This is a genomic window from Arthrobacter sp. LT660 (assembly GCF_056172845.1).
Genome location: NZ_CM149651.1, coordinates 168,643 through 181,635, shown reverse-complemented (window position 1 = coordinate 181,635; position 12,993 = coordinate 168,643). Strand labels below are relative to the sequence as shown.

9 protein-coding genes are annotated in these 12,993 nt (G+C 69.4%); 7 read left to right on the top strand and 2 right to left on the bottom strand.

Translation table 11 applies throughout. The features are described 5' to 3' along the window. Positions 1-13: 13 nt before the first annotated feature. Positions 14-925 (bottom strand): biotin--[acetyl-CoA-carboxylase] ligase, encoded by a 912-nt coding sequence (locus AC0QSG_RS00825; RefSeq protein WP_475376343.1) that lies wholly within the window; start codon positions 923-925, stop codon positions 14-16. 28 nt (positions 926-953) lie between these two features. Next, the gene (locus AC0QSG_RS00820; RefSeq protein WP_475376342.1) at positions 954-1,811 is read right to left on the bottom strand and encodes an SDR family oxidoreductase; all 858 of its coding nucleotides are present in this window, start codon (positions 1,809-1,811) and stop codon (positions 954-956) included. A 209-nt stretch (positions 1,812-2,020) separates the two neighbouring features. On the opposite strand from AC0QSG_RS00820, the gene AC0QSG_RS00815 reads away from it, so the two are divergent. The 7 genes from AC0QSG_RS00815 (at position 2,021) to AC0QSG_RS00785 (ending at position 12,759) form a co-directional block, all read left to right on the top strand. Further along, positions 2,021-3,622 (top strand): acyl-CoA carboxylase subunit beta, encoded by a 1,602-nt coding sequence (locus tag AC0QSG_RS00815; protein ID WP_475376341.1) that lies wholly within the window; start codon positions 2,021-2,023, stop codon positions 3,620-3,622. A gap of 12 nt (positions 3,623-3,634) precedes the next feature. After that, complete coding sequence (locus AC0QSG_RS00810) at positions 3,635-3,883, top strand: acyl-CoA carboxylase subunit epsilon (protein ID WP_475376340.1); 249 nt, start codon at positions 3,635-3,637, stop codon at positions 3,881-3,883. 45 nt (positions 3,884-3,928) lie between these two features. Then, entirely contained in the window at positions 3,929-5,620 is a 1,692-nt protein-coding gene (locus tag AC0QSG_RS00805) for a DUF885 domain-containing protein (protein ID WP_475376339.1), read from the top strand. 92 nt (positions 5,621-5,712) lie between these two features. Continuing rightward, positions 5,713-6,378 carry a TetR family transcriptional regulator gene (locus AC0QSG_RS00800; RefSeq protein ID WP_475376338.1) on the top strand — a complete coding sequence of 222 codons (666 nt, stop codon included), beginning with the start codon at positions 5,713-5,715 and terminating at the stop codon, positions 6,376-6,378. A gap of 3 nt (positions 6,379-6,381) precedes the next feature. Further along, positions 6,382-9,855, top strand: a complete 3,474-nt coding sequence (locus tag AC0QSG_RS00795; protein ID WP_475376337.1) for an MMPL family transporter — start codon at positions 6,382-6,384, stop codon at positions 9,853-9,855. Further along, positions 9,852-10,562: a Maf family protein gene (locus AC0QSG_RS00790; RefSeq protein ID WP_475376336.1), complete on the top strand. Its 711-nt coding sequence runs from the start codon at positions 9,852-9,854 to the stop codon at positions 10,560-10,562. The genes AC0QSG_RS00795 and AC0QSG_RS00790 overlap by 4 nt, the downstream gene beginning before the upstream one ends. A gap of 421 nt (positions 10,563-10,983) precedes the next feature. Beyond that, entirely contained in the window at positions 10,984-12,759 is a 1,776-nt protein-coding gene (locus AC0QSG_RS00785) for an acetyl/propionyl/methylcrotonyl-CoA carboxylase subunit alpha (protein ID WP_475376335.1), read from the top strand. Positions 12,760-12,993 lie beyond the last annotated feature (234 nt).

Below are 12,993 nucleotides of genomic sequence, written 5' to 3'. Positions count from 1 at the left end.
CCCCGGCCGGAGCCTACGAGTACTCCCCGTCGGCGCGGCGGAGGTGCACCACGTCGCCAGCGCGCAGCGCGGTTTCGGTGCCTTGCTCCGACCGGATGTGCAGGGCGCCGTCCGCGTCGAGGCCGACGGCCTCGCCCTCCAGCGTGGAGCCGTCCGGCAGTTCGGCGCGGACCCGTGCGCCGAGGGTGGCCATGCGCGCCGCGACCCGTTCGCGCAGGCCCGCGTCCGCCTCGCCGCCCTCGTCCACGAACCCGCGGTACAGCTCGGCCACGCGGCGCAGGTACGCAGTGAGGACAACCGTGTTGTCCGTCGTCGACGCGCCCTCCAGCAACAGGCTGGTCGCCGTGGGGACGGGAAGTTCCCCCTCCGTGAGGCCGACGTTCACCCCGGATCCGACGACGACGGCGGGAACCGGGCCCTGCGGGACCAGCTGGGCCAGCAGCCCGGCGACCTTCTTGCCGCCGACGAGGACATCGTTCGGCCACTTGATCCGGGCCTCGACCGCGGTCGTTTCCCCGATGGCCTCCGCCAGCGCGAGTGCACACAGCATGGACAACCAGCCGTAGGCTCCCGCGGGCAGCGGTCCGCCGTCGGCCGTCGTGGGACGGAACAGCACCGACACCGCCAGCGCGCTGCGCGGCGGCGCCTGCCACACGCGCTCCAGCCGGCCCTTTCCGGCCGACTGGAAGTCGGTGGCGAGCACACACAGGTCGGGCCATTCGGCGGGGTCGGCCGCCGCGGACGCCGCGATGTCCGCGTTGGTGGACCCGGTGGACTCCACGGTCTCAACGCGGGCGAAGGGACCCGCCGGGGCCAGCAGGTCCGACCGCAGGGCGGCGCCGTCCAACGGTGCGCGGTCGTCGGTCGGCGGGGGCGTCGATTCGGAGGTCGCGGGGCCTCGGGACTTCGATGGTTCGTGGGTCATGCTCCCACCCTAGGACGAAGGCGGCGCGTCACAGGAAGATGTCCGCAACCAATTGGTCCTCCCGGGCCCCGAGCCCGTAACCGGAGAAGTCCTCGATGCCCTCGTCCCGCAGCACCTCCTCGTCCGTGAAGAAGTTGCCGGTGCACTCCGCGGGCGGCCGCGCGAGGATCGCCACCGCGGCGTCCGCGACGATGCGCGGGCTCCGGGATGCCGTCGCCAGCCGTTCCCCTCCGGGCAGGTTCCGGATGGCGGCCGTGTCGATGAGAGTCGCCGGCCACAACGAGTTCACGCCGATGCCCTCGATGCGCAGCTCCTCGGCGAGGCCCAGGGTCGTCAGGCTCATTCCGTACTTGGCCATGGTGTAGGCCAGATGGGCGCCGGCCCACTTCGGATCCAGGTTCAGCGGGGGCGAGAGCGTGAGGATGTGCGCCTGCGGCGAGCGGCGCAGCGCCGGGAGGCTGAGCTTGGACAACAGGAACGCACCCCGCACGTTGATGTCCTGCATGAGGTCGTAGCGCCGCATCGAAACGTCGTCGGTGTTGGAGAGATCGATCGCCGAGGCGTTGTTGACGACGGCGTCGATACCGCCGAAGGTTTCCACCGTCGCCGCGACGGCGCGTGCGACGTCGTCGTCGTTCCGCACGTCGCCGACGATCGGGAGGGCACGCCCGCCGGCGGCGGCGATTTGCTTCGACGCCGAGTACACGGTCCCCTCCAGGGAGGCGTGGGTTTGCGCCGTTTTGGCCATGAGCGCGATGTTCGCGCCCTGCCCGGCCGCGCGCAAGGCGATGGCCAGGCCGATGCCGCGGCTGCCGCCGCTCATGAGGATGGTTCGGCCCGCCAACGGGGCGGACGGGTCGGTGCTCGGTGCCGGGGGGATCGTCATGGCAATACCCTACGGTAGAAAGCACACCATTGTTACCCGTCGGTAACCAGCGGTCGCGGCGGGCGGCCAAATCCGGCCCCGCCCCAGCCCGGGCTTCGCTTTTTGTAGGGTTCCTACAGGCGAAGCGCATCCGGCCGTCACTAGACTGGCATCGATGGCGTGATCGTTGTGCCATTCCTACTATCCCCAACCCGACGGGAGTCCCCGGCATGAGCGAGACCGGCACCGACGCGATCGACGTGTCCACCACTGCGGGCAAGATCGCCGAGTTCCGACGCCGGCAGGCTGAGTCCATGCTCCCCTCCGGCCCCGAAGCGGTCGAGAAGCAGCACTCCCGCGGAAAGAACACCGCCCGCGAACGGGTCGACCTCCTGCTCGACGAAGGTTCGTTTGTCGAGTTCGATGCCCTCGCCGTGCACCGCACCAGTGCCTTCGGCATGGACAAGAAACGCCCCCTCGGCGACGGGCTGGTCTCCGGCTACGGGACCGTGGACGGCCGCATGGTCGCCGTGTATTCCCAGGACTTCACCGTCTACGGCGGATCGCTCAGCCAGGTCAACGGCGAAAAGATCGTGAAGGTCCAGGAATTCGCCCTGCGCAACGGCTGCCCCGTCGTCGGCATCCTCGATGGCGGCGGAGCCCGCATCCAGGAGGGCGTCGCCTCGCTGGCCATGTTCGCCGACATCTTCCGCAACAACGTGCACGCCTCCGGCGTGGTCCCGCAGATCTCGTTGATCATGGGTCCGAGCGCCGGTGGGGCCGCCTACTCCCCGGCGCTGACCGACTACGTGGTCATGGTCGACAAGACCAGCCACATGTTCATCACCGGCCCCGACGTCATCAAGACCGTGACCGGCGAGGAGGTGGACATGGAGACCCTCGGCGGGGCACGCCAGCACAACGCCAACACCGGCACGGCGACCTACCTGGCCGCCGACGAGCCGGACGCGATCGAGTTCTGCAAGGAACTGCTCGACTACCTGCCCTCCAACAACATGGCCGAGGCCCCCGCCGCGGAGTTCGACGAGAACCTCGAGACCACGGACGCGGACGCCGCGCTGGACGCGCTCATTCCGGATTCGGCCAACCAGCCGTACGACATGCGCAAGGTCGTCGGGAACATCGTCGACGACGGGGCCTTCCTCGAGATGCAGTCCCTGTACGCGCCGAACGTGATGATCGGATATGCACGGGTCGAGGGCCGCACCGTGGGCATCGTGGCGAACCAGCCCATGCAGTTCGCCGGAACCCTGGACATCGCCGCCTCGGAGAAGGCCGCGCGGTTCGTGCGCAACTGCGACGCGTTCGGCGTGCCGATCCTGACACTGGTGGACGTCCCGGGATTCCTGCCCGGCAAGGACCAGGAGTTCCAGGGCATCATCCGGCGCGGCGCCAAGCTGCTGTTCGCCTATGCCGAGGCCACCGTCCCGAAGATCACGGTCATCACGCGCAAGGCGTACGGCGGCGCATACATCGTGATGGGTTCGAAGAAGCTCGGTGCGGACTTGAACCTGGCGTGGCCCACGGCGCAGATCGGCGTCATGGGAGCCCAGGGCGCGGTCAACATCCTGTACCGCCGCGATCTCGCGGCCGTCGCATCCGCGGGCGGCGACGTCGAGGAGCGGCGCCAGGAGATCGTCCGCGACTACGAAGCGGAGTTGCTGAATCCCTACCAGGCGGCGGAGCTGGGCTACGTCGACGCGGTGATTGCGCCGTCGGACACTCGTCTGCACGTGGTCCGCGGCCTGCGGGCCCTGCGCGACAAGCACGCCTCGCTGCCCGCCAAAAAGCACGGCAACATCCCGCTGTAGGAACGGAGCCACGTGGACTACGAAACGACGACGACGATCGCCGGCGGCGAACCCGCGCTTCTGCGCGTGGAGCGCGGCAGCCCGACCGCGGAGGAACTGGCCGCCCTGACCGCCGTCGTGATGGCCCTGGGGGCCGACGCGGACGGGGCCAGGTCCGCAGCGGACGAGGCGACGTCGCGCGCCGAACGCCTGCGCAGGCAGACACGCCGCGGCCGGCAACTCGCGGGGCTGCCGGGGTCCTGGCGCAGCGGAAGGTTCTAGCGCAAGGTCTTTAGCGAAAGCTTCACAAACGGGTAGTCTTCCGTCATGACCAACGCCACCTCCGCGACCCCGCGCGCATTCACCGCAATCGACGCCGTCGCCGACGCACACTTCGCCCGGCTGCTCGAACTCGCCCCGGATTTCGCGACGGGCCTGGGCATCGCCGGGCACGAGACCGAATACGGGGACTACTCCCCCGCGGGCAAACGAGCCATGGCCGAGGCGAACCGCGCGACCCTGGCGCGGCTCGCGGGCCTGGAGCCCGTGGACGACGTCGACCGGACCACCCTCGACGCCATGCGCGAACGCCTGGGGCTCGAGCTCGAGATCCACGAAACCGGTGTCACGGAGCTGAACAACATCGCCTCCAACGCGCAGGGGATTCGGGCGGTCCTCGATCTCATGCCCACGGACACGGCGGAGCACTGGGGCCACATCTCTGGCCGCCTGGGCAACATTCCGGCGGCCCTCCGGGGATACATCGAGTCGCTGCGCGCGAGCCGGGACCGCGGCAAGGTGTCCGCCAGGCGTCAGGTGGAGATCGTCGTCGGGCAGGCGCGTGAGTACGCCAAGGAGGGTGGCTACTTCGATTCCCTGGTGGCCGGGGCGCGCGCCGGAGGCGAGGAGCTGCCGCCGGCGCTCCGGGCGGAGCTCGCCGACAACGCCCGCCGCGCGGCCGACGCCTACGGCGGGTTATCCGACTTCCTCGAAGCCGAGCTGCTCCCCCATGCGCCGGCCAAGGACGCGGTCGGGCGCGAGCACTACGCCCTCATGTCACGACGCTTTCTCGGAGCGGCGGTTGATCTCGAGGAGACGTACCGATGGGGCGTCGAGGAACTGGACCGTCTCATCGCGGAGCAGGAACGCGTGGCCTGCCAGATCAAGGACGGCGCGTCCATCGAGGAGGCGAAATCCATCCTCAACGCCGACACGGCGCGGCAGCTGAAGGGAACCGACGCGCTCAAGGCCTGGATGCAGGACAAGTCCGATTCGGCGGTGCGCGATCTCAAGGGCGTCCACTTCGACATTCCGGAAGTCATGGAAAAGCTGGAGTGCATGATCGCGCCCACCCAAGAGGGCGGGATCTACTACACCGGGCCGTCCGACGACTTTTCCCGCCCCGGCCGGATGTGGTGGTCCGTCCCGGCGGGCGAGGACAGCTTCACCACGTGGGCCGAGACGACGACGGTATACCACGAGGGTGTTCCCGGGCACCACCTGCAGATCGCCACGGCCACCCTCCGGCGGGACACGCTGAACGACTGGCGGCGCAACGCCTGCTGGGTCTCCGGTCACGGGGAGGGCTGGGCCCTCTACGCGGAGCGCCTGATGCTCGAACTCGGGTACCTCTCCGACCCCGGGGACCACATGGGCATGCTCGACATGCAGCGGATGCGGGCGGCGCGGGTGGTGTTCGATATCGGAGTCCACCTGGAGCTGGACGTGCCTGCGCGGTGGGGCGAGGGGACCTGGACGCCGGAGAAAGGCTACGGCTTTCTGGCCAAGCATCTGGACATCTCCGAGGGGCAGCTCGCGTTCGAGTTCGCCCGCTACCTGGGGTGGCCGGGACAAGCGCCGTCCTACAAGGTGGGGCAGCGCCTGTGGGAGCAGATCCGCGACGCCCGCCGTGACAGCGAGGGTGACGCCTTCGACGTGAGGGCGTTCCATTCCGAGGCGCTCGGCCTCGGCTCGGTGGGGTTGGACGCGCTGCGTCGGGCCCTGCTGCAGGGAGCCTGACGCAGGTCGTCCGGGGCGGAAGCCGACGTCGCCCGGGAGGCAGCCATTCCCATGAATTGCACGCCGTGCAAACTTGCACGTAGTGTAAGAACATGCCCTCCGAAGAGTCGACTTCCACATTGGCCGACGCCGCCACCTCCCGCCGCGAACTGAACAAGGCGGCCACGCGCGCCGCGATTGCGGAGGCAGCCATGCGGCTGCTCCGCACGGAGGGCGCCACGGCGGTCACGGCCGAACGGGCAGCCGACGCCGCGGGCGTTTCCCGCCGCACCTTCTTCAACTACTTCCCGACGGTGGAGTCGGCGCTCAACGAGCCCACCGAACTGTTTCTCGAGCAGGCATTGCGCCAGCTGGAATCGTTCCCCGAGGACATGCCGGTCCTCGCTGCGGCCGTGGACGCCGTCCGCAGCCTCGCGGCACCCCGCGCACTCGCGTCCGTGGCCGAGCTGTTCACACTGGCCGACAACAACCCCCAGCTCGCCAGGCTCCAACTCGAATCGTGGGACCGGTGCGCGGACCGGCTCATCGCCGTGTTCGCCCGCCGCGCTCCGGGGAAGCCCACCCTGGACATCGCCGTGTTGGCCTACTCGATCGTGGGCGCGGGGAAGGCGGTATTCGGCCATTGGGCAGCGGACGGCGGCGGGGATCTCTCGGACGCGTCCATCGCGGCCCTGCAGGGCAATCTCACGGCGGCCATGACGCAACTCCGCGACGGTTTCCCTTCCCTGAACACCGCGGCCGCCACCGGCGAGGCCTGAGCCATGGCGACATTCCTCTACCGACTCGGACGGCTCGCCTACCGACGCCGCTGGCGGTTTGTGGCCGCCTGGGCCCTGATCCTCGTCCTGATCGGCGGCGCGGCAGGAGCCTTCATGGGCACCCTGATCAACTCGTTCACGATTCCCGGAACGGAAACCCAGCGGACGCTGGACCGGCTCAAGACGGAGCTCCCGGAGTTCGCCGGCGGCACGGGCTCCATCGTGTACCGGACCACGGACGGCAGCGAGTTCACCGGCAGCCAAAGAACGTCGATCGCCGCGGCGCTGGATCGGCTTCGGGGAGTTGACGGCGTCCGGGAGATCCGCGACCCCTTCAAGCTGCAGTCGGACCTCGACGGGGCACAGGACGAGGTGGCGGATGCCCGCCGCATGCTGGCTGACGGGCGCAACGAGCTCAACGACGGACGGCGGCAGCTGGACGACGGCAAAAGGCAGCTCGCCGACGGCCGCAAGCAGCTCACGGACGGCCAGAAACGACTGGCTGCCGGCAAGGTGGAACTGGAGGACGGCCGCGGCCAGCTGACGGCGGTGGCCGCCGAACTATCGGTCGGGCAGCACGAGCTCGACGCGGCGAAGGCGCGACTCGCCGACGGCGTCGACCGGTTGGAGGCCGGACGGGCCAAACTCGTCGCCGGCCAGCGGGACTACGACGCCGGCTCCGCCAGGATCGCTTCCGGCGCCGAGCGGCTGACCGCAGGACAAGCCCGGCTGACACGGAGTGAAAGCGAACTGGCCGATGGCAGCCGGCAATACGAAGCCGGGGCGGCCCGACTTCTGGCGCAGCTCGACGTCGATTCCCTGTCTGCGGCCGACGGGAAGCTGGACGATGGCCAGTCGGCGGTCAACGACGCCACGGCGCGGTTGACCGCGACCGAGACCGCCCTGAACGCCTTGCGGGCGCAACGCGAATCCGTGGAATCGGATCAGAACCTGACACCGGCGGAGCGCGAGGAACGCCTCGGCGCCATCGATGCCCGCATTGCCGGGATGCCGGACGAACGGGAGATCGTCGCCCAACGCGACGGGGTCGCCGCCCGGCAGGCATCCATCAAGGTGGGCCGCAACGGACTGGACGCCTTAACCGCGTCCAAAGAGCGGCTCGATGCCGGATCGGCGCAATTGGACGATGCGCGGCAGACCCTGTCCGTCAAGGAACGGGAACTGGCCGCGGGCCGCGCCGAACTTGCCGTTGCCAAGCAGAACCTGTCTTCCGGATGGGCGGAACTCGGAGCGAACGAGTCCACGCTCGACGCCGCCGCCGCGCGTGTCCGCGCCGGGGAGGCCACGCTGAAGGAAGGCGCCGCCGCCGTTGAAACCAACCGGGCGAAGCTGGCCGCGGGCGACCGGGAGATCGCCGCCACCGAAACCAAGCTGGCCGAGGGCGAGAGGACCCTCGACCAGCGGGCCGCGGAGATCCCCGCGGCCGAGCGGAAGCTCGCGGACGGTGCCCGCGATCTCGAAGCGGGGCAGGAACAACTCGCCCTCGGCGAGCGCCAGGCCGCTTCCACCGAGGGCATGCGGTTCGTCTCCGCCGACGGAACCACGGCCGCGGCCAGCCTCACCTTCGTGGGCAGCACTGATTCGCTGACAGCCGAGACCCGCGCAGCGATCCAGGAAATCGCGGCGGCACCGGAAGCCCAAGGCGTGGAGGCCTACTACTCCAAGGAGATCGTCCAGGACCTGTCCTCCATGTTCGGCATGGCGGAGGTCATTGGCTTGGCCGTCGCGGCCGCCGTGCTGTTGGCGATGCTGGGGACACTGATCGCGGCCGGGCTGCCACTGGTCATGGCGGTGCTCGGCGTCGCGGCCGGCGTCGGCGGCACGCTGGCATTGTCCAGCGCCATCGAGATGGCGTCCATTACGCCGGCCTTGGCGCTGATGCTCGGCTTGGCCGTGGGCATCGACTATTCCCTGTTCATCGTCCACCGCCATCGCCGCCAACTGCTGGACGGCATGGACCTGGAGGAATCCATCGGCCGCGCCACGGGAACCAGCGGCAACGCCGTCGTCTTCGCCGGCCTGACCGTGGTGATTGCGCTCGCGGCCCTGGCGGTTCCCGGGTTGCCGTTCCTCTCCGTTCTCGGACTGTCCGCGGCCTTCACCGTCGCGGTCGCCGTGCTCATCGCGCTCACCCTGACCCCGGCGCTGCTCGGGATCATCGGGACGCGGCTGATCGGCAAGCGCGCCTGGGCGAAGGCGGAGCGGGGAAAGGCCACGCGCTCCGGGAACGACGACGAAGCCCGCGGCTGGGGCGCCGTGGCGACCCGACGCCCCTGGCTGACCGCCGCGGTGTCCATCCTGGTCCTCGGCATCATTGCGATTCCGGCGGCCCAGATGCGCACCGCCCTTCCGGACGGCGGCGCCGAACCCGTCGAGTCCAGTGCCCACCAGGCCTACGAACACATCAGCGACAGCTTCGGTGGCGGCTACAACGGGCCGGTCATCGTCGTCGCCGACCTGCCCGAGGGACTCGACGCCCGGGGCGCCACCGAGGCCAATCTCGACGTCGCGGACGCGCTCCGCGGATTCGACGGCGTGGTCGCCGCGGTGCCCGTGGCCGTCAACGACGCCAACACCGTCGGGGTCATCCAGGTGATTCCGAGGGACGGGCCCGCCAGCGAGGCGACCGAGGAACTCGTCCACACGCTGCGCGCGGCCGCGGACGGCATCCGCGCGGACACCGGATCCTCGATCGCACTGACGGGCCAGGTCACGGCGCAGGTCGACGTCTCCGAACGCCTCGCCGAAGTGCTGCCCACGTACTTGGCGATCGTCGTCGGACTCTCGCTGATCCTGTTGCTGCTCGTGTTCCGCTCGGTCGTGGTTCCCGTCGTCGCGACCGCGGGCTTCCTGCTCTCCTTGATGGCCGCGTTCGGCGCCACCGTGGCGGTGTACCAGTGGGGGTGGCTCGGGTCCGTGCTCGCCGTCGAGACCCCGGGGCCGATCATGAGCTTCCTGCCCATCCTGCTGACGGGCATCCTGTTCGGGCTGGCCATGGACTACCAGGTGTTCCTGGTTTCCGCGATGCGTGAGGCCTATGCCCACGGGCAGGACGCCCGCGCGGCCGTGCGCTCGGGGTTCGCGCACTCGGCCCCCGTGGTGACGGCCGCCGCGCTCATCATGGGTAGCGTGTTCGCCGGGTTCGTGTTCTCGCACCTGACGATGATCCGCGCCATCGGTTTCTCCCTGGCTGTCGGCGTGCTGTTCGATGCCTTCATCGTCCGGATGACTCTCACTCCCGCGGTCATGTACCTGCTCGGCGACAAGGCCTGGTACATCCCACGGTGGCTGGACCGGATCCTTCCGGACGTGGATGTGGAGGGCGCCAATCTCGATGCCGCGTCCGGTCTCCGCGACCCGGACCGCGAGGCTTCCTCCGACGACGACTCCGGCTGGTTCTTCGACGACCACGACGGCAACGTCGGCACCGACCGGCGGGCTACGGTTGACGCATGAGTGAATCGCCGAAACCCGAGCAGTCCGCACACCCGACGGCAGCAGGGCCTTCCGGGCATCCCGAGGCTGCGCTGCTCGTGCTGGCCTCCGCCTCCCCCGGCCGCGCCAGGATCCTGACGGATGCCGGCATCGCCTACGACGTCGTGGTGTCCGACGTCGACGAGGACGCGGTGCTGCGCGACGCGGTCGAACGTCTGGGGAAACCGGATGCGCACGACACTGCGCTGCTGCTCGCGCGGGCCAAGGCCGAGTCCGTGGCCGCGCTCCAGGACGCGGACGGCGCCGTCGTGCTGGGTTGCGATTCGGTGTTCGAGTTCGAGGGTGTCGCGTACGGCAAGCCGTACACGGCCGAGGTCGCCGCGGAACGCTGGCGGGCAATGCGCGGCAAGTCCGGCGTGCTGCACAGCGGCCACTGGCTGATCGACAACCGCAGCGACGAACCGGGCGACGGCGGAACCGGGGCGACCGTGGGCGCGGTGGCTTCCGCGACCGTGGCCTTCGTCGACGCCAGCGACGCGGAGATCGAGGCGTACGTGGCTTCCGGTGAACCGCTCCCCTGCGCCGGCGGCTTCACGATCGACGGCCGCGGCGCGGCGTTTGTGCACCGCGTCGAGGGCGATCCGAACGCGGTGGTCGGGCTCTCCGTCTCCACGTTGCGGCAACTGTTGTCCTCCGCGGAGCTGTCCGTGACGGACCTCTGGGAGTAGTCAGCCTCGATGCGCCGGTAGCTGCCCTTCCTCCGACCCGGCCGATAGCTGCATCCCCTTGCCTGGATTCAGACCCCTGCAGAGGACCGCCGGTTCGGCGGATCCTATACGGATGGTTTGCTCCGAGATGACATAGGTGAGTCCCGCCCGTCGCACCCGATCGCCGTCTTCGGAGGCCGCTGTGCAAAAGATGCGGCGCCCCAAGGCCTGGGGAGGACGAGAACCATGGCTCGCGCGTGCACCGCATTCCCTCGCGCGGGACCGCTTTCCACGCACGTGCCTGAATTCGGCGACGGCACACCTTTTGTAGGGACCCTACAAAAACCGCTGCCGGACGCACGGGACCCGCCGGTCGCTGACGTGGAAACCCCACAAGCGCAGGTAGGCTCCAACAGAGCAACGTGAAGGAGATAACCCCGCCATGACCCCCTTGACCAAGGTCCTCATCGCCAACCGCGGCGAAATCGCAGTACGCGTCATCCGAGCGGCGCGCGACGAGGGCATCGCCTCAGTTGCCGTCTACGCGGAGCCGGACATCGATTCCCTGCACACGCGCCTCGCCGACGAGGCCTACGCGCTCGGTGGCTCGACGGCGGCGGACTCGTACCTGGTCATGGACAAGATCCTCGACGCCGCCGCCCGGTCCGGAGCGGACGCCATCCATCCGGGCTACGGCTTCCTCTCCGAGAACGCGGAGTTCGCCCAGCGGGTCGTCGACGCGGGGCTGGTGTGGGTCGGCCCCCCTCCAGCGGCCATCGCGCAGCTCGGCGACAAGGTCCAGGCGCGCCACATCGCGGAAAAGGTGGGGGCCCCGCTGGTTCCCGGCACCAAGAACCCGGTCTCCAGCACCCGGGAGGTCCTCGAGTTCGCGGACCACCACGGATTGCCGCTGGCCATCAAGGCGGCCTACGGCGGAGGCGGCCGCGGCATCAAGGTGGTGCGCTCGCGCGAAGAGATCCCGGAGATGTACGAATCCGCAGTCCGCGAGGCCACCGCGGCGTTCGGCCGCGGCGAGTGCTTTATCGAGCGGTTCCTCGACGCCCCGCGCCACGTCGAAACCCAGTGCCTGGCCGACGTCCACGGCAACGTCGTCGTCGTCTCCACCCGCGACTGCTCACTCCAGCGCCGCAACCAAAAACTCGTCGAGGAGGCCCCCGCCCCCTTCCTCACGGACGAACAGAACACACGCCTCTACCAGGCATCCAAGGCCATCCTGCGCGAGGCCGGCTACGTCGGCGCCGGCACGTGCGAGTTCCTCGTCGGTCAGGACGGTGTCATCTCCTTCCTGGAGGTCAACACCCGGCTTCAGGTCGAGCACCCCGTCAGCGAAGAGGTCACCGGGATCGACCTGGTCCGCGAGCAGTTCCGCCTCGCCCGTGGCGAGGAGCTCGGCTACACGGATCCCGAGGTCCGCGGCCACTCCTTCGAATTCCGCATCAACGGCGAGGACGCCGGCCGCAACTTCATGCCGGCACCCGGCACCATCTCCACACTCGGCTTCCCGACGGGACCCGGCGTGCGGATCGACTCGGGCGTGGAGCAGGGCGAGACGGTCTCCGGCAACTTCGACTCCATGATCGCCAAGCTGATCGTCACCGGCGCAACGCGCTCCCAGGCGGCACAGCGCGCCCGCCGCGCGCTGGAGGAGCTGGTGATCGAGGGCATGCCCACCGTGGTCCCGTTCCACCGGGCGGTGATGGCGGACGCCGCGTTCGTCCCGGACGAGGGTCCGTTCACGGTCCACACTCGCTGGATCGAAACCGAGTTCGACAACCGCATCGTGGCCTGGTCCCCTGCCGGTGCCGCCGAAGAGGCCGACGCCGGCGAGCGGCAGCGCGTCACGGTCGAGGTGGGGGGCAAACGCCTCGAGGTCGTCCTGCCGGCGGGGCTCGGCGGATCCAACGGGTCCTCCGGCCGCGCGGCCGGCAAGCCCAAGAAGAAACGCGCGCAGCGCGGGACCGCGACGGCCGCCGCTTCCGGCGACGATCTGGAGTCCCCCATGCAGGGAACCATCGTCAAGGTTGCCGTCGCGGACGGGGACACCGTCGCGGAGGGGGACCTCGTCGTAGTGCTCGAGGCCATGAAGATGGAACAGCCGCTGACGGCACACAGGTCCGGAGTCGTCTCCGGCCTGTCCGCCCTGGCCGGCGACACGGTTGCCGCCGGTGCCGTTTTGGCGAGCATCACCGACGGCTGACCTCCCGTCTTTCGCCGGTTGGCGGGGCGGTTTCCCTCTCGGGAAGCCGCCCCGTTTTCGTGTGCGCGAACCGAACGATGTGCCACCCGATTCGCGTTGCGAAAGACTCCGGAAAGATTTTGCCTGCGGTATTTACAAACGCCACACGCATCACCATAGTTAAGGCCACTTGGGGGTATCGGCCTTGACGGATTTATTCCGTCTTGGGGGGCTCGATTCCGCGGGGGTTCGCAC

Excerpts from the sequence above, each read along its gene's own strand:
- AC0QSG_RS00825 (WP_475376343.1), bottom strand. The coding sequence starts at position 925 with ATGACCCACGAACCATCGAAGTCCCGAGGCCCCGCGACCTCCGAATCG.
- AC0QSG_RS00820 (WP_475376342.1), bottom strand. The coding sequence starts at position 1,811 with ATGACGATCCCCCCGGCACCGAGCACCGACCCGTCCGCCCCGTTGGCG.
- AC0QSG_RS00815 (WP_475376341.1), top strand. The coding sequence starts at position 2,021 with ATGAGCGAGACCGGCACCGACGCGATCGACGTGTCCACCACTGCGGGC.
- AC0QSG_RS00805 (WP_475376339.1), top strand. The coding sequence starts at position 3,929 with ATGACCAACGCCACCTCCGCGACCCCGCGCGCATTCACCGCAATCGAC.
- AC0QSG_RS00800 (WP_475376338.1), top strand. The coding sequence starts at position 5,713 with ATGCCCTCCGAAGAGTCGACTTCCACATTGGCCGACGCCGCCACCTCC.
- AC0QSG_RS00795 (WP_475376337.1), top strand. The coding sequence starts at position 6,382 with ATGGCGACATTCCTCTACCGACTCGGACGGCTCGCCTACCGACGCCGC.
- AC0QSG_RS00790 (WP_475376336.1), top strand. The coding sequence starts at position 9,852 with ATGAGTGAATCGCCGAAACCCGAGCAGTCCGCACACCCGACGGCAGCA.
- AC0QSG_RS00785 (WP_475376335.1), top strand. The coding sequence starts at position 10,984 with ATGACCCCCTTGACCAAGGTCCTCATCGCCAACCGCGGCGAAATCGCA.